The organism is Streptomyces sp. NPDC030799 (genome assembly GCF_055572255.1).
Genome location: NZ_JBVIDS010000002.1, coordinates 573,269 through 597,418 on the forward strand (window position 1 = coordinate 573,269; position 24,150 = coordinate 597,418).

The 24,150-nt window shown below is 72.2% G+C and carries 25 protein-coding genes and 1 pseudogene; 15 read left to right on the forward strand and 11 right to left on the reverse strand.

Annotation, left to right across the window (positions count from 1 at the left end; genetic code table 11):
* The first annotated feature begins 4 nt into the window (after positions 1-4).
* The 9 genes from crcB (ACZ41I_RS06460) (at position 5) to ACZ41I_RS06500 (ending at position 7,985) form a co-directional block, all read left to right on the forward strand.
* Positions 5-466: a fluoride efflux transporter CrcB gene (gene crcB / locus ACZ41I_RS06460; RefSeq protein ID WP_468317927.1), complete on the forward strand. Its 462-nt coding sequence runs from the start codon at positions 5-7 to the stop codon at positions 464-466.
* Positions 463-843, forward strand: coding sequence for a DUF190 domain-containing protein (locus ACZ41I_RS06465; protein ID WP_399762719.1), 381 nt, complete (start codon positions 463-465; stop codon positions 841-843). The genes crcB (ACZ41I_RS06460) and ACZ41I_RS06465 overlap by 4 nt, the downstream gene beginning before the upstream one ends.
* Positions 840-1,214: a fluoride efflux transporter CrcB gene (gene crcB / locus ACZ41I_RS06470; RefSeq protein ID WP_399762717.1), complete on the forward strand. Its 375-nt coding sequence runs from the start codon at positions 840-842 to the stop codon at positions 1,212-1,214. Before ACZ41I_RS06465 ends, crcB (ACZ41I_RS06470) begins: the two co-directional genes overlap by 4 nt.
* A 75-nt stretch (positions 1,215-1,289) precedes the next feature.
* Positions 1,290-2,126 (forward strand): undecaprenyl-diphosphate phosphatase, encoded by an 837-nt coding sequence (locus ACZ41I_RS06475; protein WP_363219084.1) that lies wholly within the window; start codon positions 1,290-1,292, stop codon positions 2,124-2,126.
* Positions 2,127-2,297: 171 nt separating this feature from the next.
* On the forward strand, positions 2,298-2,975 hold the full coding sequence (locus ACZ41I_RS06480; RefSeq protein ID WP_363219087.1) for a FadR/GntR family transcriptional regulator: 678 nt from the start codon (positions 2,298-2,300) through the stop codon (positions 2,973-2,975).
* Positions 2,972-4,411: an amino acid permease gene (locus ACZ41I_RS06485; RefSeq protein WP_468513322.1), complete on the forward strand. Its 1,440-nt coding sequence runs from the start codon at positions 2,972-2,974 to the stop codon at positions 4,409-4,411. Before ACZ41I_RS06480 ends, ACZ41I_RS06485 begins: the two co-directional genes overlap by 4 nt.
* A gap of 41 nt (positions 4,412-4,452) precedes the next feature.
* Complete coding sequence (locus tag ACZ41I_RS06490) at positions 4,453-5,469, forward strand: asparaginase (protein WP_468317930.1); 1,017 nt, start codon at positions 4,453-4,455, stop codon at positions 5,467-5,469.
* A 117-nt stretch (positions 5,470-5,586) separates the two neighbouring features.
* Complete coding sequence (aspA, locus tag ACZ41I_RS06495; protein WP_399762711.1) at positions 5,587-6,996, forward strand: aspartate ammonia-lyase; 1,410 nt, start codon at positions 5,587-5,589, stop codon at positions 6,994-6,996.
* A 50-nt stretch (positions 6,997-7,046) separates the two neighbouring features.
* Entirely contained in the window at positions 7,047-7,985 is a 939-nt protein-coding gene (locus ACZ41I_RS06500) for a glutaminase (protein WP_363220562.1), read from the forward strand.
* Between the two features lie 17 nt (positions 7,986-8,002).
* Here ACZ41I_RS06500 and ACZ41I_RS06505 read toward each other — a convergent pair whose 3' ends face one another.
* On the reverse strand, positions 8,003-8,269 hold the full coding sequence (locus tag ACZ41I_RS06505) for a hypothetical protein (protein WP_399762710.1): 267 nt from the start codon (positions 8,267-8,269) through the stop codon (positions 8,003-8,005).
* Between the two features lie 202 nt (positions 8,270-8,471).
* On the opposite strand from ACZ41I_RS06505, the gene mptB reads away from it, so the two are divergent.
* Both mptB and ACZ41I_RS06515 read left to right on the forward strand, forming a co-directional pair.
* Entirely contained in the window at positions 8,472-9,866 is a 1,395-nt protein-coding gene (mptB, locus tag ACZ41I_RS06510) for a polyprenol phosphomannose-dependent alpha 1,6 mannosyltransferase MptB (protein ID WP_468513323.1), read from the forward strand.
* Positions 9,863-11,248, forward strand: coding sequence for a glycosyltransferase family 87 protein (locus tag ACZ41I_RS06515; RefSeq protein ID WP_468513324.1), 1,386 nt, complete (start codon positions 9,863-9,865; stop codon positions 11,246-11,248). Before mptB ends, ACZ41I_RS06515 begins: the two co-directional genes overlap by 4 nt.
* 59 nt (positions 11,249-11,307) lie before the next feature.
* On the opposite strand, the pseudogene ACZ41I_RS06520 reads toward ACZ41I_RS06515, so the two are convergent.
* From ACZ41I_RS06520 to ACZ41I_RS06530, 3 genes and pseudogenes are all read right to left on the reverse strand, one after another.
* A pseudogene (locus ACZ41I_RS06520) lies at positions 11,308-12,141 on the reverse strand (D-alanyl-D-alanine carboxypeptidase family protein); the annotation flags it as partial.
* Between the two features lie 103 nt (positions 12,142-12,244).
* A complete protein-coding gene (gene rho, locus ACZ41I_RS06525) occupies positions 12,245-13,393 on the reverse strand; it encodes a transcription termination factor Rho (protein WP_468513325.1) in 1,149 nt (382 codons plus the stop codon).
* 474 nt (positions 13,394-13,867) lie between these two features.
* Positions 13,868-14,266 (reverse strand): nuclear transport factor 2 family protein, encoded by a 399-nt coding sequence (locus ACZ41I_RS06530; protein ID WP_363220084.1) that lies wholly within the window; start codon positions 14,264-14,266, stop codon positions 13,868-13,870.
* A gap of 72 nt (positions 14,267-14,338) precedes the next feature.
* Here ACZ41I_RS06530 and ACZ41I_RS06535 point away from each other — a divergent pair, with 72 nt between their 5' ends.
* Together ACZ41I_RS06535 and ACZ41I_RS06540 are read left to right on the forward strand one after the other, a co-directional pair.
* The gene (locus tag ACZ41I_RS06535; RefSeq protein WP_363220085.1) at positions 14,339-14,902 is read left to right on the forward strand and encodes a PadR family transcriptional regulator; all 564 of its coding nucleotides are present in this window, start codon (positions 14,339-14,341) and stop codon (positions 14,900-14,902) included.
* Between the two features lie 4 nt (positions 14,903-14,906).
* Positions 14,907-15,659, forward strand: coding sequence for a class I SAM-dependent methyltransferase (locus tag ACZ41I_RS06540; RefSeq protein WP_468513326.1), 753 nt, complete (start codon positions 14,907-14,909; stop codon positions 15,657-15,659).
* Here the strand turns inward: ACZ41I_RS06540 and ACZ41I_RS06545 are convergent.
* From ACZ41I_RS06545 to ACZ41I_RS06570, 6 genes are all read right to left on the reverse strand, one after another.
* On the reverse strand, positions 15,629-16,372 hold the full coding sequence (locus ACZ41I_RS06545) for a GntR family transcriptional regulator (protein ID WP_468513327.1): 744 nt from the start codon (positions 16,370-16,372) through the stop codon (positions 15,629-15,631). The genes ACZ41I_RS06540 and ACZ41I_RS06545 overlap by 31 nt on opposite strands.
* Before the next feature lie 130 nt (positions 16,373-16,502).
* Positions 16,503-17,669: a serine hydrolase domain-containing protein gene (locus ACZ41I_RS06550; protein ID WP_468513328.1), complete on the reverse strand. Its 1,167-nt coding sequence runs from the start codon at positions 17,667-17,669 to the stop codon at positions 16,503-16,505.
* Between the two features lie 109 nt (positions 17,670-17,778).
* Positions 17,779-18,747, reverse strand: a complete 969-nt coding sequence (locus tag ACZ41I_RS06555; protein ID WP_468513329.1) for an acetylxylan esterase — start codon at positions 18,745-18,747, stop codon at positions 17,779-17,781.
* Between the two features lie 102 nt (positions 18,748-18,849).
* Positions 18,850-19,434 (reverse strand): Rv1733c family protein, encoded by a 585-nt coding sequence (locus tag ACZ41I_RS06560; protein WP_399762692.1) that lies wholly within the window; start codon positions 19,432-19,434, stop codon positions 18,850-18,852.
* Between the two features lie 215 nt (positions 19,435-19,649).
* A complete protein-coding gene (locus tag ACZ41I_RS06565) occupies positions 19,650-20,369 on the reverse strand; it encodes a ferredoxin reductase (RefSeq protein WP_399763507.1) in 720 nt (239 codons plus the stop codon).
* 124 nt (positions 20,370-20,493) lie between these two features.
* Complete coding sequence (locus ACZ41I_RS06570) at positions 20,494-21,099, reverse strand: sulfite oxidase-like oxidoreductase (protein ID WP_468513330.1); 606 nt, start codon at positions 21,097-21,099, stop codon at positions 20,494-20,496.
* A gap of 286 nt (positions 21,100-21,385) precedes the next feature.
* Here ACZ41I_RS06570 and ACZ41I_RS06575 point away from each other — a divergent pair, with 286 nt between their 5' ends.
* Positions 21,386-22,147 carry a GNAT family N-acetyltransferase gene (locus ACZ41I_RS06575; RefSeq protein WP_468513331.1) on the forward strand — a complete coding sequence of 254 codons (762 nt, stop codon included), beginning with the start codon at positions 21,386-21,388 and terminating at the stop codon, positions 22,145-22,147.
* A 22-nt stretch (positions 22,148-22,169) separates the two neighbouring features.
* On the opposite strand, the gene ACZ41I_RS06580 is transcribed toward ACZ41I_RS06575, so the two are convergent.
* The gene (locus ACZ41I_RS06580) at positions 22,170-22,568 is read right to left on the reverse strand and encodes a MarR family winged helix-turn-helix transcriptional regulator (protein ID WP_468513438.1); all 399 of its coding nucleotides are present in this window, start codon (positions 22,566-22,568) and stop codon (positions 22,170-22,172) included.
* Positions 22,569-22,693: 125 nt separating this feature from the next.
* Between ACZ41I_RS06580 and ACZ41I_RS06585 the strand changes: the two genes are divergently transcribed.
* Positions 22,694-23,791 carry an ABC-2 transporter permease gene (locus tag ACZ41I_RS06585; RefSeq protein ID WP_468513332.1) on the forward strand — a complete coding sequence of 366 codons (1,098 nt, stop codon included), beginning with the start codon at positions 22,694-22,696 and terminating at the stop codon, positions 23,789-23,791.
* Positions 23,792-24,150: the final 359 nt, after the last annotated feature.

Sequence of the window (24,150 nt, forward strand, 5' to 3'; positions counted from 1 at the left end):
GCGCATGACAGCCCCGGAAGCCGAGAGCCTCCGTGTCCGCCCCACGGCACGGCGGCGGTCCCTGTGGCATCACCAGATACCCGTCGTCGCGGTGGTCGCGGTCGGCGGCGCCCTCGGCGCATGCGCCCGTTACGGGGTCACCCTCGCCTGGCCCACACCGCCGGGCGGCTTCCCCTGGGCGACCTTCTGGACCAATGTCGTCGGCTGTGCGGTGATCGGTGTCTTCATGGTGCTGATCACCGATGTGTGGGCAGCCCACCGCCTCGTACGCCCCTTCTTCGGCACCGGTGTCCTCGGCGGCTTCACCACGTTCTCCACCTACGCCGTCGACACCCGCAAACTGGTCGACGCCGGCCGCCCGGGACTCGGGCTCGCCTATCTCGCCGCGACACTGTGCGCGGCCCTCGCCGCGGTGTGGCTCGCCTCGGTCGCCGCCCGCCGGGTGCTGATCAGGAGGCAGCGATGACATCACTCACCGGCCGCGCCCTCAGGCTGACCGTCTACATCGGCGAGGACGACACCTGGCACCACAAGCCCCTCTACTCCGAGATCGTGCACCGCGCCCACGCGGCCGGACTCGCCGGGGCGAGCGTCTTCCGGGGCATCGAGGGCTTCGGCGCCTCCTCCCGCATCCACACCTCCCGCCTGCTGTCGCTGAGCGAGGACCTGCCGGTGGCGGTCGTCGTGGTGGACGGCGAGGAGCGCGTCCGGGCGTTCCTGCCGCAGCTCGACGAACTCGTCGACGAGGGTCTGGTGACCCTGGAGGAGTGCGAGGTCGTCCGGTACGTGGGGCGCTCCGCCGGCCCGGAGGACACGGATCCGAAGGGTAAGAAGTCGTTGTGAACTGGCTGCTGGTCATCGCGGGGGCCATGGTCGGCGCACCGCTGCGCTATCTCACCGACCGCGCCGTGCAGGCCCGCCACGACTCGGTCTTCCCCTGGGGCACCTTCGTGGTGAACGTCACCGGCTCGCTGGTCCTCGGGCTGCTCACCGGCGCCGTGGCCGCCGGGGCCGCCGGCCCCCACCTGCAGCTTCTCATCGGCACGGGGCTGTGCGGCGCGCTGACGACCTACTCGACCTTCTCCTACGAGACCCTGCGCCTTACCGAGGCCGGCTCCGGCCTCTACGCTGCCGTGAACGCCGTCGCAAGCGTGACGGCGGGGCTCGCCGCGGCCTTCGCCGGGGTCTCGCTCGCCGGCGCCCTGTGGGCCTAGGCGCTTGCGGCACCGCCGGACACAGCAAGTACTGTCTACAGCATTGTCGACCAACTCTCCTCAGAACTGGATCCCATGAGCGCCATCTCCGTCGGTCAGGCCGTCGTCCTCGGAGTAGTCGAGGGGGTGACCGAGTTCCTCCCGGTGTCCTCGACCGGTCACCTCAAGATTGCTGAGGGGCTCATGGACATCCCCGTCGACGACAAGTCCGTCGTCGGTTTCTCCGCCGTCATCCAGGTCGGCGCCATCGCCGCCGTGCTCGTGTACTTCTTCAAGGACATCAAGCGGATCGTCTCCGCCTGGTTCCGCGGTCTGACCAACCGCGAGGAGCGCTACCACCACGACTACAAGTTCGCCTGGTGGGTCATCGCCGCGACCATTCCGATCGTCGTGGTGGGCCTTGCCGCAAAGCCGCTGATCGACGGCCCGCTCGCCTCCTTGTGGGTGGTGGCCGGGTCGCTGATCGTCGGCTCCGCGGTGATGTGGTGCGCGGACCAGATGGGCCGGCACAAGCGCGGTGAGGACGACACCTCCTTCAAGGACGCGATGTGGGTCGGCTGCTCGCAGATCCTCGCCCTGCTCTTCCCCGGCTTCTCCCGCTCCGGCGCCACCATGTCGACCGCGCTCATCCTGGACCTGGACCGCGTCGCCGCCACCCGTCTGTCGTTCTTCCTCGGCATCCCGGCTCTGACCGGTGCCGGCATCTACGAGCTCAAGGACGCCCTCGGCGCGGGCGTGGGCGCCGCCCCGCTGGCCGTCGGCACCATCGTGTCCTTCGTCGTCGCCTACGCCTCCATCGCCTGGCTGCTGAAGTTCGTCGCCAAGCACTCCTTCAACGCCTTTGTGATCTACCGCATCGTGATCGGCGTGGGCCTGCTCGGCCTGCTCGCCACGGGCACGCTCAATGCCTGACAAACCCTGCTGATCACCCACGGGGTGCGGATGCCTTCATTCAGGCGCCGCACCCCGTGAATGTTTCCTTACGCCGCCTCTTGACAGCTCCGGCGCGCAACCCGCAGGATCGCTCCCGTGAACCTGTCAGACAGCCAGACAGGTGGTCGGGGACCTCGGCGCGTGAGCGCCATGGAAGCGGTCCTCGCCCACCTCCGCGGTGCCATCGAGCGCGGCGAGTACGCCATGGGCGACAAGCTCCCCTCCGAGGCCGAGCTGTGCCGCACGCTCGAGGTGTCCCGGCCCGTGCTCCGCGAGGCGCTGCGCGCCCTGCAGACGATGGGCCTGACGGTCTCCCGGACCGGCAAGGGCACCTTCGTCGTCGCGAACGCCGTCGAGGACCCCACGTTCGGCGACTACGCGGCCAGCGACCTGCTGGAGGTGCGCCGGCACATCGAGATCCCGGTCGCCGGGTACGCGGCCGTGCGCCGCACCCCGGAGAACCTGGACCATCTGGCCCACCTGCTCGACCGCATGGAGCGGGAGACGGACACCACCGCGTGGGTCGCGATGGACACGCTCTTCCACCTCGCCGTGGCCGAGGCCGCCCAGAACCCGGTCTTCCGCCGGGTCATCGAGGAGATCCGCGACGCACTGGCGCGTCAGTCGGCCTTCCTCAACGAGCTCGGCGGCCGTCGCGAACAGTCCAACCGCGAGCACCGGGCGATCGTCGAGGCGCTGATCGACGGTTCCGAGCACGACGCGGTGGAGGCCATGAGCCACCACCTCGACCGTGTCGAGACGACCCTCACCGACATCGTGCGCCCCGGGCGCACGGACCTCCCCACGGAAGGCGGACCCGAGGCGTGAGCGAGCAGCACCTCAAAGACGAGACGCGCCCCTCGTCCGGCCATGTCGACGCCGGAGACGCCGGCTACAGCAAAGGCCTCAAGCACCGGCACGTCAACATGATCGCCATCGGCGGCGCCATAGGCACCGGCCTCTTCCTCGGCGCGGGCGGCCGGCTCGCCGACGCCGGGCCCTCCCTCTTCATCGCGTACGCCGTCTGCGGCGTCTTCGCCTTCCTGGTCGTCCGGGCCCTCGGCGAACTCGTCCTGTACCGCCCGTCGTCCGGCGCCTTCGTGTCGTACGCCCGGGAGTTCCTGGGCGAGAAGGGTGCCTACACCGCGGGCTGGATGTACTTCCTCAACTGGGCGACCACCGGCATCGCCGACATCACGGCGGTCGCCACGTACACGCACTACTGGGGCATGTTCTCGGACATCCCTCAATGGTTGATCGCATTGATCGCCCTGGCCGTCGTGTTGACCGTCAATCTGATCTCGGTCAAGATCTTCGGCGAACTGGAGTTCTGGTTCGCGATCGTCAAGGTGTCGGCGCTGGTCGTCTTCATGTGCATCGGCATCTTCCTGCTGGTCACCCAGCACCCTGTCGACGGTCACCACCCCGGCCCGTCCCTGATCACCGACAACGGCGGCGTCTTCCCCAACGGCCTGCTGCCCATGCTGCTGATCATCCAGGGCGTCGTCTTCGCCTACGCCTCCGTCGAGCTGGTCGGCGTCGCCGCCGGTGAGACCGAGAGCCCCGAGAAGATCATGCCGAAGGCGATCAACTCGATCATGTGGCGTGTGGGCCTGTTCTACGTGGGCTCCGTCGTCCTGCTCTCGATGCTGCTGCCCTGGAACAAGTACAGCGCCGGTGAGAGCCCCTTCGTGACCGTTCTGTCGAACATCGGCGTCCCGGCGGCCGGCGGCGTGATGAACCTGGTCGTGCTCACCGCAGCCATGTCCTCGCTGAACTCCGGCCTGTACTCCACCGGTCGCATCCTGCGCTCCATGGCCATGAGCGGCTCTGCCCCCAAGTTCACCGCGAGGATGAGCCGCAGCCAGGTCCCCTACGGCGGAATCCTGCTCACCAGCGGTATCTGCGTCCTCGGTGTGGGCCTCAACTACGTCGTCCCCGCCGACGCGTTCGAGATCGTCCTCAACTTCGCGGCGATCGGCATCCTCGCCACCTGGGGCATGATCATGGTCTGCCACCTGCTCTTCTGGCGGAAGACCCAGGACGGCGAACTGACCCGGCCGTCGTACCGGCTGCCGGGCTCCCCCTGGACCGAACTCGTGACGCTGGCGTTCCTCGCCTCCGTCCTGGTCCTCATGTACGCCGACGGCGGCGCCGGACGCACCACCGTGCTCTGTCTGCCGCTGATCGTCGCAGCGCTGGTCGCGGGCTGGTACGCCATCCGCGGCCGCACAGCGCGCACCTCCACCGGCGCCGACGCGTGATCCGCGACCCGGCTCGCCCCGACTCATCGATACAGGCAGTGATGTACAGCAGTTCCCCCGCCGACGCACCCGTCGTCCGCGAACCCCTGCACGCGCCCGTCGCCCACCTCGTCCGCGGCGGAGTCGTCGAGGGCATCCACTACGGCTCCGTCGTCGTCCTCGGCGCCGACGGCCGGGTGGAGTTCCAACTCGGCGACATCGAGGCCGCCTTCTACCCGCGCTCGGCCGTCAAGCCCCTCCAGGCCGTGGCCATGCTGCGGGCCGGACTGCCGCTCGACGGCGAACTGCTGTCCCTGGCCGCAGCCAGCCACTCCGGCGAGGAACGCCACCTCGCCGGCACCCGGCGCATCCTCGAACTCGCCGGACTGACCGAGGACGACCTGCGCAACGTCCCCGACATGCCATTCGACCCGGTCGTCCGGGACGCCTGGGTGCGCGAGGGCCGTATGCCTTCCCGGCTCGCCCAGAACTGCTCCGGCAAGCACGCGGCCATGCTGTGGACCGCCAAGCTCAACGACTGGTCCCTGGAGGACTACCTCGACCCGAAGCACCCGCTGCAGCAGGCGATCGAGGAGATCGTCGAGGACCTGACCGGCCAGCGGGTCGCCCGGGTCACCGTCGACGGCTGCGGGGCTCCGCTGTTCTCCATCTCGCTGCACGGACTCGCCCGCGCCCTGTCGCGCATCACCTCGGCCGCCCCCGGCACGCCCGAGGCACGGGTCGCCGACGCGATGCGCCTGCATGCGGAGATGGCCTCCGGCTCGGGGCGTGACGTGGCTGCGCTGATGCGGGCCGTGCCGGGGCTGCTGGCGAAGGACGGCTTCGAGGGCGTGCAGGCCGCCGCGTTGCCCGACGGCCGGGCCGTCGCGGTGAAGATCGCCGACGGGGCGAACCGGGCGCGGATTCCGGTGGCCGCGGCTGCTCTCGCTCGCGCGGGCGTGGATCCCGGGCTGCTGACCGAGTTCGCGGGTGAGCCGCTGCTCGGGGGCGGGGAGCCGGTGGGCCGTGTGCGTGCGGTGCGCGCACTGGACCCGGTTCCCTTCACCACCTGCGCGTAGCGCTCCGCTGGGCAGGCCGTCTTGGAGCTGCGGGTCCGTCGTGGCTGACCGCGCAGTTCCCCGCGCCCCTTACGGGCCGCTTTCACCTCCGTACCTCAGAAAGAGGACCCATCTCTCATGACCGCCGCCACCCGCAGCGAACACGATCTGCTCGGCGACCGTGACGTACCCGTCGACGCGTACTGGGGTGTGCACACCCTGCGTGCGACGGAGAACTTCCCCATCACCGGCACCCCGATCTCCGCCTACCCGCATCTGATCGACGCCCTGGCCGCCGTCAAGGAGGCCGCCGCCCTCGCCAATGAAGAACTCGGCCTGCTGGAGCCGAAGAAGGCCGCCGCCGTCGTGGAGGCCTGCCGCGAGATCCGCGAGGGCAAGCTGCACGACCAGTTCGTCGTCGACGTCATCCAGGGCGGCGCCGGCACCTCCACGAACATGAACGCCAACGAGGTCGTGGCGAACCGTGCGCTGGAACTGCTCGGGCACGAGAAGGGCCAGTACGAGTACCTGCACCCCAACGAGCACGTCAACCTCGGCCAGTCGACCAATGACGTCTACCCGACCGCCGTCAAGGTGGCGACGGTTTTCGCGGTGCGTGGACTGCTCAGGGCGATGGCCGTGCTCCAGGACGCGTTCGCCCGCAAGGCGGTCGAGTTCCGTGACGTGCTCAAGATGGGCCGTACACAGTTGCAGGACGCGGTGCCGATGACGCTCGGTCAGGAGTTCTCTGCGTTCGCCGTCATGATCGAGGAGGACCGCAGCCGTCTTGCCGAGGCCGTCGAGTTGATCCATGAGATCAACCTGGGTGCCACGGCGATCGGTACGGGGCTCAACGCGCCCGCCGGCTACGCCGAGGCCGCCCGCCGGCACCTGTCCGCGATCACCGGCCTGCCGCTGGTCACCGCCGCCAACCTGGTCGAGGCCACCCAGGACTGCGGTGCCTTCGTCCAGATGTCCGGCGTGCTCAAGCGGATCGCGGTCAAGCTCTCCAAGAGCTGCAACGACCTGCGGCTGCTGTCCTCCGGTCCGCGCGCCGGCCTCGGCGAGATCAACCTGCCGCCGGTGCAGGCCGGTTCGTCCATCATGCCGGGCAAGGTCAACCCGGTGATCCCCGAGGTGGTCAACCAGGTCGCCTTCGAGGTGATCGGCAACGACGTCGCCATCACCATGGCCGCCGAGGCCGGACAGCTCCAGCTCAACGCCTTCGAGCCGATCATCCTGCACTCGCTGTCGGAGTCGATCACGCATCTGCGGAGCGCCTGTCTGACGCTGGCCGAGCGGTGCGTGAACGGCATCACCGCCAACACCGAGCGGCTGCGCGCGACCGTCGAGAACTCCATCGGGCTGGTCACCGCGCTCAACCCGCACATCGGCTACACGGCCGCGACCGACATCGCCAAGGAGGCGCTCGTCACCGGCCGGGGCGTGGCCGAACTGGTGCTGGAGAAGGGCCTGCTCCCGGCCGAGCGGCTCGCCGAGCTGCTGCGCCCCGAGGTTGTCGCCGGCAGTGGGGCACCGGCTGCCTGACCTGCGGCGACGCAAGGCCGATTGCGCTCCGGGACCGAGCGGGAGGCACAATGGTGATCATGACAACGACGTCGTCCCTCACCTTCCTGCCGGTCCTGGAGCGCATCGCCGAGGAGATGGAACGCACGCCCGGCCGCGGCCGGGCCGCCGACTACATCCCGGCCCTCGCCGCCCTCGATCCCCGCCGGTTCGGCATGGCCGTCGCCGAGCTGGACGGCACGGTGTACGGGGTGGGGGAGTGGCGCGAGCCGTTCTCCACGCAGTCCATCACCAAGGTCTTCACACTCGCCCTGGACCTGGCCCGCGAGGGCGACGAACTCTGGGAGCACGTGGGCCGCGAGCCCTCCGGCAACCCCTTCAACTCACTGGTCCAGCTGGAGTACGAGAACGGCATCCCGCGGAATCCTTTCATCAACGCGGGCGCCCTCGTCGTCACCGACCGCCTCCAGACCCGTACCGGAGACGCGGCCGGGGAACTGCTGGCCTTTCTGCGCGCCGAGAGCGGCAACGCCTCCCTGGACTTCGACCAGGAGGTCGCCGCCTCCGAGACCGCCCACGGCGACCGCAACGCCGCCCTCGCCCATTTCATGGCGTCCTACGGCAACATCGACAACGACGTGCCGACCCTTCTCGACCAGTACTTCCGGCAGTGTTCGCTCACCGCCTCCTGCGCCGACCTGGCCCTCGCCACCGGCTTCCTCGCCCGGCACGGCATACGCGCCGACGGCAGCCGCCTGCTCACCCGCAGCCAGGCCAAGCAGGTCAACGCGGTGATGCTGACCTGCGGGACGTACGACGCGGCCGGGGACTTCGCCTACCGCGTGGGCCTGCCGGGCAAGAGCGGCGTCGGCGGCGGGATCATCGCGGTCGTCCCCGGCCGGTGCACCCTGTGCGTGTGGAGTCCGGGCCTGGACGAGCGGGGCAACTCGGTGGCCGGAGTGGCGGCCCTCGACCGGTTCACCACGCTGACCGGGCTCTCGGTGTTCTGAGGGAGCGGTTGTCCCGGTCAGTACCCGTCCGGGTGAGGAGCGGTGGAGCCGAGGACGCGCCGGGCGTCCAGCCACACCCGCTCGAACTCCTCCGCCGGGATCTCGTCGGTGGGCCACGCTCCGTGCCAGGACGCGAGCCTGCCCTCGGCGAGTTGACCGTACCGTCGCAGGTAACGGCCCATCGTGGCGAAGTCCGACCGCTCCTGGAACCGCAGCACCTCCTCCAGGGAGGCGGCGGTCACCGGAGTGCCGTCCTCACCCCGCAGATCCACCTGCCGCGTCACGCGCCCTTCCTCGTCGCCCTCGAAGTACCGCCAAAGATCTTGGTCATCGTCGTACACACGGATCCACATCGGCATACGGTCATGCTCGCGCACGCCGCGGGCACGGCGGCGCACACACGCCCGTCACACGCGGGTCGCCCGCAGGTGAGCGGAGTGTCGCCTTCCGGCCACCCGGCGTCGACACGCTGAACCAGTGTTGGCCATGGCATTTCCCGTCGATCTCCGCCGCTGCCGGCTGCTCGGGCTGGCCGGCACCGCCGTCCTCGCGCTGGGCGGTGAGACAGCCGGTGCCCTGCCCGTACAGGACCTCCTGGCACCCGCCTCCGCGCGGGTCGCGCTCGGCCTGGTCGGGGTGTACTTCGGTGTCGTGCTGCTCATCGCGGCCTGGGTGCTCCTCGGCCGCCTGGTGCGCGTCCCCCAGCCGCCCACCCCGCGCGCCCTGCTGCTGGTGCTCGCCGTGTGGGCGGCCCCGCTCCTGCTCGCCCCGCCGCTGTTCAGCCGGGACGTCTACAGCTACCTCGCGCAGGGCGCCATGGCCGACGCCCACATGGATGTCTACGCCCACGGGCCCGCCGTGCTCGGCGGTCCGCTCGCCGACGAGGTCGCCCCCATGTGGCGGCACACCGGCGCCCCCTACGGCCCCGCCTTCCTGGCCGTGGCCTCCGCCCTCGCGGGCCTGACCCGCGGCCGGCTCCCGGCCGGGCTGCTGGGCATGCGCCTGCTCGCCCTGCTCGGGGTGGCCCTGATGGCGGCGGCGCTGCCCCGCCTTGCCCGGCACAGCGGTGCCGACCCGGCCGCCGCCCTGTGGCTCGGCGCCCTCAACCCGCTGGTCCTGCTGCACCTGGTGGCCGGTGCCCACAACGACGCCCTCATGCTCGGCCTGCTCGGTCTCGGACTGGTCGCCGCGCGCGGTCGCCGGCCCGCCCTCGGCGTCGTCCTCGTCACCCTCGCCGCGCTGGTCAAGGCACCCGCGGCCCTCGGCCTCCTCGCCGTCCTGGCACTCCAGATCCGCTCCGGCCGCCGCCCGCTGCCGGCCACCCTGACCACGGCGGGCGCCTCCGCCCTGACCACGGTCGCCGCCACCGCAGTCGCCGGCACCGGCTACGGCTGGATCGGCGCCCTGGCCACCCCGGTCTCCCCGCAGAACTGGGCCCTGACCAGCCTGGCCGGCCGCGCCACCGGAGCGCTGCTGGAACACCTCGGCAGCAGCCTGGCCCCGCTGGCCGTCCCGGCGTGGCACCTGCTCGGGCTCGCGGCCACCGCCGTCGCCGTGGCACTGATATGGCTCCGTCTGCGCCTGAGACCGGAGTACGCGCTCGGACTCAGCCTGCTGACGGTCGCCGTGTTCGGCCCGGCGATCCGCCCCTGGTACGTGCTGTGGGGCCTGTTCCTCATCGCCGCCGGTGCGCCCGACACCTCGGTGCGGCACCGGGTCGCGGCCCTGGCCGGCGTCCTCGCCCTCGCCGTCCTGCCGAGCGGCGGCCCGGCCGACCCCGGCCAGCTGGTGCTCGCCGTCTCCGGCGGGGTGCTCGGTGTGGTCGTGCTGTGGCAGGCCCACCAGGCGGCTCAGGCCCCGGCGCCGGGACGCACGGCGTGAGCGGCCCGCTGCGCCCCCGTACGGACCGCGCACGCGCGCTGCTCGTTCTCGCCCTCGTCGCGGCCGTCACGGTCTTCACCGCCACCGTGCCGCTGCTGCGCGGCTTCTTCGACCTGCGTGTCTACTACGGCACCGTGCACACCTGGGTCCACCACGGCGGCCGGCTCTACGACTACCAGGTGCCGGGCACCTCGTACGGCTTCACCTATCCGCCGTTCGCGGCCCTCGCCATGCTGCCGCTGGCCCTGCTGGGCCGTACCTCGGCGATCGTGGCGTCCCTGCTGGTCAACCTGGCCGCGCTGGCGGTGGTCCTGCGGAGCCTGGCCGGGCCGGACTGGCGGCGGCACGGCTGGTACCGGTGGTCGCTGTGCCTGTGCCTGCTCGCTCTGTTCGAGCCGCTGCGGGACACCTTCAGCTTCGGCCAGGTCAACGTGGTGCTGCTCGCCCTCGTCCTCGGCGACTGCCTGCTGCTGTCGACCGGCCGGGAGCGCTGGGCGGGTGCCGGGATCGGGCTCGCCGCCGCCGTGAAGCTCACGCCCGCCCTGTTCATCGGCCTGCTGCTGCTCGCCGGGCGGCGCCGGTCGGCCGGCCTCGCCACGGCCGTCGCCGCCGCGGCGACCGGGCTGGCCGTCTGGGCGGACCCCGGGGCGTCCCGTTTCTACTGGACCGAGGCGCTGTGGGACACCGGCCGGGTGGGCCGGCTCGACTATGTGTCGAACCAGTCGCTCCAGGGCGTGCTGGCCCGTCTGGGTGAGCCGGGCCGCCCGCTGTGGGCGACGGTGGTCCTGCTGACCCTGTGCGTCTGGGCGTGGCGGGCCCGCAGGGCGATGTCGGCCGGCGACTGGACGGCGGCGTTCGCGCTCACCGCGGCGGCGGCCTGCCTGGTCAGCCCCATCACCTGGGTGCACCACCTGGTGTGGCTGCTGCCGTCCTTCGCCGTACTGGTCCGCGCCGGTCGCCGGCGGATCGCGGCCGTCCTGTACGCGGTGCTGTGCACGAGCGTGGTCTGGCTGTGGTTCGACGACGCCTCCGGCATCGGCGGCTTCCTCGGCAGCAACACCTACACGTGGATCACGCTGGGCCTGCTGTTCGGGCTGCCGACGGGTCAGCCGCGCCCGGCCCGGCTGCCCCTGGCCCGCAGCGCAAGTGCCACAGCTCCCGCGCCGAGCCCCGACAGCCCCACGACGACGGCGGTGCCCGACCAGTCCGAGTCGTCGTCCTGTGCGGTGGCCGCGGCCACCGGTGCGGCGGCGGACGCCGGGGACGACTTGGGGCGCAGCCCGTCCAGCGAGCCGACCGGATCCACCCGCCCGGCCGCCGCGAAGCCCCAGTCGAGCAGCCGGCGTGCCTCCTCGTACACGGTCAGCCCGCCGCCCTCCTGAGGGTTCATCACGGTCACCACCAGCGTGCGCCCGCCCCGGCGGGCCGCGGCCACGAGGGTGTTGCCCGCATCGGTGGTGTAGCCGTTCTTGATGCCGATCAGCCCCGGATACGGGGCCACTCCGTCCTCACCGGTCAGCAGCCGGTTGGTGTTCTCGATGCCGTACGACGAACCCTCGCCGGGGAACTGTGCCTCGGCGGTGGAGCAGTAGCGGGCGAAGTCGGGATTGCGCAGTCCGGCCCGGCCGAAGACCGCCAGGTCGTAGGCGGAGGACACCTGGCCGGGGGCGTCGTAGCCGTCGGGGGACACGACATGCGTGTCCAGGGCGCCGAGCGAGCGTGCCTTGCCCTGCATCCGCGCGGCCGTGGCCGCCCATCCGCCGTCCAGCGAGGCGAGCACGTGCACCGCGTCGTTGCCGGAGCTGAGGAAGACCCCGCGCCACAGGTCGGCCACCTGGTAGGAGTGCCCCTCCTCGACGCCGACCAGGCTGCTGCCCGGACCGATGTCCGCCAGCTCCTCGTACCGCACGGTGTGCTGCATCCCGGCGGGCAGCGTCGGCAGCACGGTGAGGGCGAACAGCGTCTTCAGGGTGCTCGCGGGCGGCAGCCTGCGGTGCGCGTCGTTCGCGGCCAGCACCTCCCCGCTGCCCGCGTCGGCGACCACCCAGGACAGCGCCGACACCTCCGGCACCTCGGGCGCGCCCCGGCGCGGCCGGACCTGGGGGCCGGAGCGGTAGAGCAGGGACGGCCCGGGCATCGCCGCCCGGGGTCCGGGCGGTGCGGGCTCGCCGGCACGGGGCCCGGCAGCGGCGGCGGCCGGCGCGAGTGCCAGCACGCCCGCCACGCACAGGGAACAGGCCGACACGGCCGCCCGATGAGAAAGGGCTGTGAACATATGATCAACGTACGAACGGGGTCGCCGTCGCTCGCGCTGTCGGGGCCGTTCGGCCCATCGGAGCAACCCGGATGCCGCACCCCGGCACGCCCGCGGGCGGGGTTCAGCCGGTGGGCAGGGTGGGCAGGATCTGCCGCAGGAACGCGGCGTTGTCGGGGGTGGAGCGCAGCCGCTCCAGGAGGGTTTCCAGGCCGGACGGGCCGCTCTCGCGGGAACGCAGGGCGCGGCGCAGGCCGTGTACGGCCGTCAACTCGGCCGGAGTGAGCAGGAGTTCCTCGCGCCGGGTGCCGGTGGCGTCGAGGTCCACGGCGGGGAAGAGGCGACGGGCGGCGGCTTCCCGGTCGAGCCGCAGCTCCATGTTGCCGGTGCTCTTCAGCTCCTCGAAGTAGTAGCCGTCGGCGCGGGAGCCGGTGTCCACCAGGACGGTGGCGAGGACGGTCAGCGAGCCGCCCTCCTCGGCCTGGCGCGCGGCGCCGAAGAGCCGCTTGGGACCGAGCAGCGCGCCCGCGTCGACACCGCCGCTCAGCGTACGGCCGCCGGCGGCGGAGGCGTTGTTGTGGGCCCGGCACAGCCGGGTCAGCGAGTCCAGCAGGACGACGACGTCCTCGCCGGCCTCCACCAGGCGCTTGGCCCGCTCGACGACGAGTTCGGCGAGAGCGATGTGCTCCTTGGGGGTCCGGTCGAAGGTGGAGGCGTACACCTCGCCACGCACCGAGCGGCGCATTTCGGTGACCTCTTCGGGACGCTCGTCGAGCAGCAGGACGATCAGACGGCACTCGGGATGGTTGCCGGCCACGGCGGCGGCGAGCTGCTGGAGCAGGACCGTCTTGCCGCTCTTCGGCGGTGCCACGATGAGTCCGCGCTGGCCCTTGCCGACGGGGGCGAAGAGATCCGCGACCCGACCGGCCGGCCCGGACGCGGGGTGTTCGAGGCGGATGCGGTCGTGGGGATGGAGCGGGGTGAGGTCGCGGAAGTGGCGCCGGCCGCGCAGGTCCGCCGGGTCGCGTCCGTTCACGCGGGTGACCTCGGTCAGGGCGCGCCGGTCGCCCCGGGCGCCTTCGACGAGGTCGCCCTTGCGCAGCCCGTGGCGCCGGATCAGGGCCGGCAGGACCTGGGGGTCGGCGGGGGAGGCGAGCAGGTGTGCGGGCCGCAGATGCCCCTTCCCGTGCGCGTCGATGTCGAGGACACCGGTGATGAGCCGGGGGGCCGGGGTCTGCTGGACCGCGGGAGGGTGTTCGAGTGTGGTGGTCATGGGAGGAGGTCCTTTCGCGGACGGAAGAGAGTGCGTCCTCCTGCGGACGGAAGAAGGCGGTGGGAAGGGGGAGAGGCCGCGAGCGGGAGGCGCTGACAGCTGCCTCCGGGCGGCGGGAACGGCACCTCGGGTTCGGCGCGGACGCCCTGGTCACGAGGTGGTGCAGAGAAGAAGCCCGGGCCGGTCGGAAGCCTCGGCCGAGGGGCTGGTGGAGAGAAAGCGGCGCCGGTGTCCGTACGAGAGGACACGCACACGCGCTGATCGCACTATACCGGTGCGTTCGGTGGAGTCAACATGACGGCGTCCACGGACATTCCCGGGAACTGAAGTTCCGTCAGCTGTGTGATGCCACCGCTGCGGGCAGTCGCCGCGCAGCCGGTGCCGGACCGGCTCCCCGTGTGCCGACGCCTACTCGTCGGCCAGGGCCGGTCGAAGGGCCGGCCGCCGGCCGGCCCCTCGTGTCGCCGGGCCGGGCTATGCCGACCGTGTCTCCGCCTCCTTGGCGATCTCGTCGAACCGCGCGCCCATGGCCTCGGCGAGGGCCTGGGCGCCGGACAGCGGGCGGACCATCACCATGAAGTCGTCGATCAGGCCTTCCTCGTTCACGTGCAGGAAGTCGCAGCCGGTCAGCTCCCGGTCGCCGACGCGGGCCGTGAAGACCAGCCCGTGGTCGGAGCCGGCCGGGTCGCCGATCTCGCGGACGTACCGGAAGTCCTCGAACACCTGGGAGACCGCGCGCAGGATCGCCGCGGTGATCGCCTTGCCCGGGTACGGCTTGAAGACGACGGGGCTGGTGAAGACGACGTCCTCGGCCAGCAGCGCCTCGACGGCGTCCATGTCCCCGGCCTCCACTGCCTCGCGGAACGCACGCATCGAACCACCTCGCATAGTAAATTTGTTGAATAGGTGCGGAAGACATTATTCAACTGCTGCTAGCCTGTCCATATGTCGCTCAAGTACGCCGTCCTGGCCGCCCTGCTGGAGGGTGAGGCCTCGGGCTACGAGCTGTCGAAGGCGTTCGACGTCTCGCTCGCGAACTTCTGGCCCGCCACCCCGCAGCAGCTCTACCGGGAGCTGGAGCGCCTGGCCCGGGACGGGCTGGTCCAGGCCCGGACGGTGCAGCAGGAACGGCGGCCGAACAAGCGGATGTTCACGCTCACCGAGGCCGGCCGGGCGGAGCTGGGCGCGTTCGCCGCCGAGCCGCCGAAGCGGCCCACCGCCATCCGTGACGAACTCCTCATCAAGATCCAGGCGATGGACGGCGGTGACCCCGAGGTCACCCGCGCGCTGATCGAGGAGCGCAGGGGCTGGGCACGCGGGAAGCTCGACCGCTACCGGCGGGTGCAGGCCCGCCTCCTCGACGGCCGCACCGAGGAGGCGTACCTCCGCGAGGCCCACCGCGTCGGCCCCTACCTCACCCTGATGGCCGGGATCGCCTTCGAGGAGGAGAATCTGCGCTGGTGCGAGCGGGCCCTCGCGGTCATCGCCGAGCGGGTGGCCCTAGGCTGAGGAGATGTTCGGTCCCGAAGGCCCCAGTCTGCGTGAACTGGCCGTCCAGGCGCTGTCGTCCGTCGAGCACGGCTACGACCTGCTCGCGCCGAAGTTCGACCACACCCCCTTCCGGACCTCCGACCGGGTGCTGGAGTCCGTGGCGAAGGCGCTGGCCCCGCTCGGGCCGTTCGAGGACGGGCTCGACCTGTGCTGCGGCACGGGCGCCGGCGTGGAGGTGCTGACCGGGCTGTGCCGTCGGAGCGTCACCGGGGTCGACTTCAGCGCGGGCATGCTCGATGTCGCCCGGCACCGGGTGCGGCCCGCCGGCGGACCCGAGGTCGCCTGGGTGCGCGGCGATGCCCGTGCCCTGCCGCTGCGGGCCGCTTTCGATCTCGTGGTCTCCTTCGGGGCGTTCGGTCACTTCCTGCCGCGCGAGCTGCCCGGACTGTTCGCCCAGGTCCACTCCGTGCTGCGGCCCGGGGGCCGGTTCGCCTTCCCCGTGCTCGCCCCGCCCCGCCCGAAGCAGCCCGGCTTCTGGGTGCTGCTCGGCTTCGACGCGGTGATGCGGGTGCGCAACGCACTGTGGCGGCCGCCGTTCGTCATGTACTACCGGGCCGTCCGCCTCGGCGACGTGCTCGGCGAGCTGGAGCGCGCCGGATTCACCGTCGAGCTGCACGCTCTGCCCGAGTTCGGGCGGCGCTGCGACGGCAGCCCACGGGCCCGGCTGGTCGAGGCCCGGCGGGCTCAGCCCGCCGCGGGCAGCGTGAACTCGTAGACCAGGGCGTCCCGTTCGGCGTTCACCACCAGATCGGTGATCTCCAGCGGCCGGGCGTACTGGTCGTGCACCCGCCGGGTCACCCGTACCGAGGAGGCGCCGTCCACCTGGGTGATGGAGTCGCGGTGGTGCAGCGACAGACCGGCCTTGCGCATCCAGTCGTAGGCCCGCCGCAGATGCGCGGGCGTGGCGCCGTCGGCCCGGTCCCGGTAGCGGGCCAGCTCCTCGACCTCTGCCAGCGCCACCGCCGAGAAGGAGGTCACCGCCGTCCGCAGCGAACGGCCGTCCGGCGTGGCCGACCGGTAGCGGTGCACCAGCGTGGGCCGGTGCGGGGCCAGGCCCAGCGCCCGCGCGTGCTCCGGCGGCGGAGTCTGCCAGGTCACCGTGGCCCGGTCGACCGCGCACGGGTCCGCCGAGCGGGATCCCAGCGGGAAGGCCGGCGTCCCCTGTTCCTGGACGGGCCGGGCGGGCAGCGCGGCATGGCTGCCCCGCCGGTCGGTGGCGACCAGACCGCTGCGCCGCAGCACCTCCAGCGCCTGCCGGACGGTCTCCCGGCTGACCTGGAAGTACGCGGCCAAGTGCCGTTCGCCCGGCAGCCGTTCGCCCGGCGCAATGGTGCCGTCGCGCAGTTCGTCGAGCAGCAGCGCAGCGATGCGCCCGTACAGGGGCCGGTCGTCGCTCTGGGCGGGTTCGTGCGGGGTGGTGCGGGCCATGCCGCGCCCTCCTGTTGTGACAAGACGTAGTCGTGCGGGCTCGTTGCGCGACCACAATTAGCATTGGTCTAAACCACAAGGGAAGAGCGGCCTGCCGGTTCGGCCGAAACCCACCCGCGCGATGCCGTGGTCACAGCGCGCTGTACAGTGCGTCGATCAACGCCGTCTTCCGCGGGTCGTTGGCGATACGCGGCCCCATCCGGTTCATCACATACCCCAGCGCCACACCCGCCTCCGGGTCGGCGAGCCCGCACGAACCGCCGAACCCGTCATGACCGAAAGCCCGCGGGTTCGGGCCGTACGAACCCTGCGGACCACTCAGCCACAGACCGAGCCCCACCTCGGTCTCGCCCGCGAAGCCCGCGCCCAGCACCAGATCGCGGCAGCTGCCCTGCCCCTCACGCACCCGCTCCGCCGCCTGGTGCGACAGCAGACGCCGCCCACCGTGGGAGCCGCGCCCGGCGAAGACGCCGTACAGGGCCGCGACCGCGCGTGCGGTGCTGTGGCCGTTCGCCGCGGGGATCTCCGCCGCCCGCCACTCGGGTGTGTTCGCCTGCGCCGCGCCGACCACGGGATTCGTCAGTGCCGCGAGCGCGGCGGGCGGCAACTGGCTGAAGACAGCCACCTGTTCACTGTCACCCGCGGCCGGCGAGTGGGCCAGCTCGGCCAGCCGGCCCGCCTCCTTCGCGGGCAGCCCGATCGTGAAGTCGATCCCGAGCGGCCCGGTCACCTCCCGCTCCAGGAAGGCCCCCGGCCGCATCCCGCTGACCCGCCGGATCACCTCGCCGACCAGGAACCCGTACGTCAGTGCGTGGTAGCCGGAGCGGGTGCCCGGCTCCCACCACGGCTCGGTCGCCGCCAGCCGAGCGGTCGTCAGCTCCCAGTCGTACAACTGAGCCAGGGAATGCGGCTCGCGCAGCCCGGACAGGCCGGCGCGGTGCGACAGCAGATGCCGTACGAGCACCTTCTCCTTGCCGGCCGCCGCGAACTCGGGCCAGTACCTGGCCACGGGCGCGTCGAGGTCGAGCAGCCCCCGGTCGGCGAGCAGGTGTGCACACAGCGCCACCGGGCCCTTGGTGGTCGACCACACGTTGACCAGGGTGTCCCGCTCCCACGGGCGGGTGCCGGCGGCATCCGCCCAGCCGCCCCACAGATCCACCACCGTGGTGCCGTCCACGGTCACCGCCACGGCGGCGCCCAACTCGCCGCGCTCACGGAAGTTCTCCTCGAACGCCTCCCGCACCGCCGCGAAGCGTGGGTCGCAGTGGCCGTGGACCTGGGTCTCGTGTGCGGACATGGGACCTCCGTCGTCGCCGGGAACCCGGGTCGCGACACCGCGACCCGGGTGCCCCCGAACGTACCGACTGGTCGGACTGGAGGGAAGTGCCCCGCTGCCGCCCGCGGCCTCAGGCGTAAGACCTCAGCCAGCGCATCTTCTCCACCTCGTGGAAGGGGCCGCCGCCCTCATGGTCGTTGAAGTCGTAGACCTCGATCGCCTTGTCCTCGTGCGCCCAGGCGTTGAACGCGGCGAACACGGTCGACGGCGGGCAGGTCTGGTCCTCCAGCGCCGCCGAGAACAGCGCAGGAGCCCGGCCCCGCGCCGCGAAGTGCACCGCGTCGAAGTAGGACAGCGTGCGCTGCACCTGAGCCGAGCGGCCACGGTGCGTCTTGAGGAAAAGGCCGATCTCACGATACGGGTGACGGTCCGTCAGCACCGTCGCGCGCGGGAAGTCGCACAGGAACGGCACGTCCGGCGCCACCGCGACCAGGTCGGGGACCAGGCCGCCGACGGCCAGGGAGATGCCGCCGCCCTGACTGGCGCCGAGCACCACGGTGCGCGCCGCGTCGGTCAGCGGGTGCGAGCGGGCCGCCTCGACGGCGCGCACGGCGTCCGTGTACACCCGGCGGTAGTAGTAGTTCTCGGGCGCGTCGATGCCCCGCGTCATGAACCCGGGGTACGCCGGTGCCGCACCCACCGGGTCCGCCGTGCCTCCCCCGGCGCCCCAGGCGCTGCCCTGGCCGCGGGTGTCCATCACGAAGTGCGCCCGGCCCGTCGACGCCCACAGCAGGTTCTCGTGCGGCAGCCCGCGCCCGCCGCCGTAGCCGATGAACTCCACGACCAGCGGCAGGGGTTCACTCGCTCCGGCCGGCAGCCGCAGCCAGCCCTTGACCGGGTGCCCGCCGAAACCGGCGAACGTCACGTCGTACACCCGGACCGTCGACAGCCCGGTGTCCACCGGCTCGAAGCGGGCGTCCAGCTCGTGTTCGCGTGCCTCCTCCAGGGTCTTCTCCCAGAAGGCGTCGAAGTCCTCGGGCTCGATGGACCCGCTGCGATGCGTGCGCAGTTCATCGAGGGGAAGGTCGAACAGGGCCATCACCAACCGCCTTTGTGGAGGAAACAGCGTCAGCTCACCGTAAGTGGACGGTCGGAGGCTGACCAGTAAACGTTTGCTCCCGCTCGGCGGCCGGAATCACCGTCACGTCCGTGGCTGGGTCCACTTCGGTCCCGTGCGCGCCCACTCCCGTTCCCACTCGGCCAGCCGGTGGCGCAACGCGATCCGGCGCTCGACGGCGTGTCCGAGGAGGACGACGGCCGCCGCACCGCCCGCCGCGCACACTCCCACGGTCACGGCGTGCTGCCACACCGCCGCATCGCCGGCCGGCGGTGAGACATCGCGGCCCCGGGCGTCGAACCACACCCAGACCGTGTCGCCGGTCCGGGTCCCCGCCGGCACCCGGGCCCACGCCGTCCGGGCACCCTTGCCCGGCTCGGTCCAGCGGACCTCGGCGCGGTACGGGTGTTCGCGGTCGCCCTGCACGGCGGACACCCGCTCGGGCGGATCGCCGATCACCTGCGCGCGCACCTGGTGTCGCTGGGCCCGCTGTTCGGCGGCGAGCGTCCGGGCCTCGTCATGCGCACGCAGGCCCGCGGCCACGCCGGCCAGGGGCGCGACGACGAACAGCAGGACGGCGACGATCAACACCGTCCACGCCTCCACGAGATCCGAGCGGCGCCGCAGCGGATTGCGCCGCCAGCGCCAGCCACGCACCCGGGTACGCATGTCCACCTCCTCGCACGGTCGGAGCCGGAGAGCCGTCGAGCCGCTCCCGCGGCCCGTCACCCCCGCCGCTCACGCACACGAGCGTCCACACCCGTCTCGTACCCCGTACGGAGCACCTCGCTCACGCTGCGAACCGCGAGTTCAAGTCCGTCTGGAGCACGGAACGCGCCATGCGCCCCACGATCGCGCGAGCGGCCGCGGTGCGCGCCCCGGGATCAGCCGAAGCGCTCGATGCGGATCCGGTCCACCGGCTGGCCCGCCGCGACCAGCAGCCGGGACGCGTGCTCGGCGAACGCGTTGGACCCGCACACATAGGCCTCCCACCCACCGGGAGGCTGCTCGGCCAGGAGCGGGGCCACATGTGCGGCCGCCATACGTCCCACGGGCACACCCTCGGGAGCGCTGCGGGTGAACACGGGCGTCGTCTCCGCGTCCAGTTCCGAGGCGTAGATCAGCTCCTCGGGGCTGCGCGCGGACACCAGCATGCGCAGCGGCACGGTGAGGCCGCGCCGCCGGTGGTGCCGCACCATCGACATCAGCGGCACGATCCCGGAACCGGCGCCGATCAGCAGCGCGGGCCGGTCGCCCGGCCAGGCGAAGAACCCGCTCAGCGGCCCGCGGACCTCGACCGTGTCCCCGGGACGGGCGACGGTGTGGAACCAGCCGGAGACCTCGCCGTCCGGCACATGGTCCAGGGTCAGCTCGATGTGCCCGGAGTCATCCGGTGCCGACGCGATCGAGTAGTGACGCTGCGCCACATAGCCGTCCGGCGCGGTCAGCCGCAGCATCAGGTGCTGCCCGGGCAGATGCCCCGCCCAGCCCGGCACCGCCAGCCGGAAGGTGGCCGCGTGCGGCGTCTCCCGCCGGATCTCCGTCAGCGTGGCCGTCTGCCACACCGCCGCCACCTGCTCGCTGACAGCGATACGCCCGGGCACCGCGAACCGCTTCTCGGGAACGCCTGCGCCGGTCGCCGGGAAGGAGGCGGCCGAGTCCGGGGCGGCGGTGGGTGCTGCCGGGTTCGGAGAAGCGAGCGGGGTGCTCGGGTTTGTCGTCGCCGTGTCAGTCACCGGAGTACCTCTGCTCCTCCCAGGGGTTGCCGCGCGCGTGGTAGCCGTTGCGCTCCCAGAAGCCGGGCTCGTCGTGGTCGAGGAGCGTGAGGCCCGCGATCCACTTGGCGCTCTTCCAGAAGTAGAGGTGCGGCACCAGCAGCCGCGCCGGGCCGCCGTGCTCGGACGGCAGCGGCTCGCCGCCGTACTCCCAGACGATCCAGGCCCGCCCGCCGGTGACGTCGGCGAGCGGCAGGTTGGTGGTGTACCCCGTGTGGGAGCGCGCGAGCACATGGGTGGCGGACCCATGGGGCTGCACCACATCGAGGAACGCGTCCAGGGAGACACCGCCGAACCGCACGCCGAACTTCGACCAGCCGGTCACACAGTGGATGTCGCCGTGGTACGCCGAGGCCGGCAGCGCGTGCGCGGCGTCCCAGTCCCAGGTGTGCGGCCGCTCGACCAGTCCGTCGATGCGGAAGGACCAGTCGGCCGGCGCGAGGTCGGGGGTGACCTCGGCGGACAGGACGGGCCAGTCCTCGCCCGCGTCGTACTGCCCGGGCGGCAGCCCCGGGTTGTGGACGCGCGGGCGGCCAGTGAAGCCTCGCGTGACGTTCATTCGTCAACCGTACGCTGTCGCTCCGGGTGCTCCGTCCCTGGTCACCCCCTGGATCATTGCGCCCGTATGAACTTCTTCCGGGCCAGGGAATAGCGCCGCCACGCTTCTCCTTAGCGCTCGATGCCGGCACCTGCGCTCGATGCCGGCACCGGTACACCGGTGACAGCGCGAGAGAAGCGAGGAAGAGCATGCCCCAGGCGTATGTCCACCCGCGGCACGGCGGACCGGAGAACGAGAAGCTGTCCGGCCGGCACACCCTCGGCGAGACCGTGACCGAGGGGGCCGCGTGAGCGTCACCGCCGGCGCGGGCGTCGGCGACCGGAGCGCCGCGGACACCCCGCACGTCCTCGACAACCCGGCCCTCGCCTCGCTGACCGGCCCGCACGCCCACTTCGCCGAGCGGCGCGGCCGGGTGCTGCGCTACCCGGCCGACGTCTCCCCGTGGCTGGCGCTGCCCGAGGAGCCGGACGCGCGCGACTGGGCGGACCTGGCCGCGCTGGCCGGTCCCGGCGCGGAGATCCCGCTGCCGGGCTACCGCGGCGCACTGCCGGACGGCTGGGAGACCACCTTCCGGGTGGACGGCGTGCAGTTCGTGGACGACGGCCTGGCCGCCGCGCCGGACGCGGAGGCGGTCCGCCTGGGCGCCGCGGACGTGCCGGAGATGCTCGACCTCGTGGCGCGTACCCGGCCCGGACCGTTCCTGCCGCGCACCGTCGAACTCGGCACCTACCTCGGCATCCGCCGCGACGGGGCACTGATCGCCATGGCGGGGGAGCGGCTGCACCCGCCGGGCTGGACCGAGATCAGCGCGGTCTGCACCGACCCCGCCTTCCGGGGCGAGGGCCTCGCCACCCGGCTGATCCTCGCGGTCGCCCACGGCATACGGCAGCGCGGCGAGACGCCGTTCCTGCACACGAGCGCCGAGAACACGGACGCAATCCGGCTGTACGAGTCCCTGGGCTTCCGGCTGCGGCGTCGTACGGCGTTCCTGGCGGCCCGCGCCCCGCAGCGGCCGGCGGACGACCGGGCCGCCGTACCGGTGGCGTGAGGGGACGCGGACAGCAGGGGGCTCAGGCGGAGCCGGTCTCGCCGGGACCCGCGTTGTACCGCTCCAGGTAGGCCGCGAAGCGCACCAGGTCCTCCTCCGGCCAGTTGGCGAGCCGCTCACGGAACGCGGCGCGGCGCCTGCAGGTGACCTGGGCGAGGATCTCCCGGCCGGCATGCGTCAGATGCAGCACCTGGACCCGGGCGTCCTCCGGGTCCGGGCGGCGTTCGATCAGCCCGGCCCGCTCCAGCGCGGCCACCTGGCGGCTGACCGTGGACTTGTCCAGCGCGTAGTGCGTCGCCAGGTCGGTCGCACGGCAGCCCGCCTGCTCCTCGAGATGGCTGAGCAGGGTGTAGGACACCAGCGACAGCTCGGGGTGCATACGGCCCGCCGAGGCGCGCGCCCGGCGGGCGAAGATGGTCATCTCGCGCTGGATCGCCTCGACGGCCGACTCCGCTGCGTTCACGGGAATACCTCCTCCGGCGTTCTAGTTGTATAGTACAACTTGAACGGGAAGTTGTATAAGCCAACCTTTGGAGGTCGCCCGCGATGAGGTCACCGGCACTGCGCCATGTGCTGACGCACCTGATCACCCCGCTGCTGATGTGCATAGGCATGGGGCTCGCGTACATGGGGGCCTTCGTCACCCCCGAGCCGCACCACCTGCCTGTCGCCGTCGTCGGCACCGCCCCGCAGGCCAAGGTCTTCGCCCAGACGGTCAAGGACACCGCCGGGGACAAGCTCGACGTCCGCACGGTCGCCACCCGTGCCGACGCCGTCGGCCTGCTGAAGTCCCGCGAGGTGACCGGCGCCTATGTGCCGAGCGTCGAGGCTCCCGAGCTGCTGGTGGCGAGCGCCGCCTCCGACATGGGCGCGACGGCCGTGGAGAAGGTCTTCACCCCGGTCGCCGCGAAGGAGAGGGTGCCGCTGAAGGTCACCGACGTGGCCGAACCGGTCGCCGACGACCCCACGGGCCAGGGCCTGTTCTTCCTGCTGATCGCCCTCAGTATCGGCTCCTACGCCTCGGTCGCGGCCCTCGGTGCGGCAGGCGCGGGCCTGCCGATGCGGGTGCGGGCACTGCTCGCGCTCGGTGTCTCCGCCGTGGTCAGCGGCATCGGCGCGCTGCTCGCCGGACCGGTGTTCCACCTGGCGCACCACGACCTCGCCGGTGTGTGGGGCATGGCCTGGCTGTACTCGGCCGGCATCCTCTTCATCGGCGTCGGTCTGCACACCTTCCTGAAGCGGTGGACCACGCTCACCATGATGGTGCTGTTCGTGATGCTCAACTTCACCAGCTCCGGCGGGTTGTTCCGCCCCGAGCTGCAGAACGGCTTCTTCGGCACCCTGCACGCCTTCTGGAACGGCGCCGGCTTCGTCGAGGGCGCCCGCAGCCTGCTGTACTTCGGCAACGACGGTCTCGCGCGCAACGTCTGGACCCTCGCGCTCTGGCTGGTGGCGGGCCTGGCCGTGACCGGGATCGCGGCCCTGTACGAGCGGCCCCGCACGGCCCGGCACGCGGCCGGCCACGCCGGCACCGCAACGCAGGCGCCGGACACACCGGCCCTGGCGCCCACCGAGCGCGAGGCGGAGCGGGCCACCGAGCAGGCGGCCGCCGAGGAAGAGGCCGAGGAGGCGGTCGGCGTCTGACCCCGGCCGGCCAGGACAGGGAGCACACCGCCCGGCGACAGGCGGGGCTCCCTGACGGCTTCCCGGAGCGCCCCGCCTTCCCGCCCCTCCAATCGGCCGCCGGTCTCCCGACCACCGCCGGCCCCTCCGCCCGGCCGTCGGTCTCCACACCGACGTCGGCCCCTGCGCTCGGCCGCCGGCCTCCAGACCGCCGCCGGCCATGCGCCCGCCGCCGGTTCTTTTCGGTCCGTGGCCGGTCTTCGGGTCCGCGGTCGGCCTTCATGGGCTGCCGACTGTTTTGCCATCACCGGCCGTGAGCCCGTCACCGGGTGTTCGGCCCGTCACCGGCCGTTGGGCCCACCACCGGCCGTTTGCCCGCC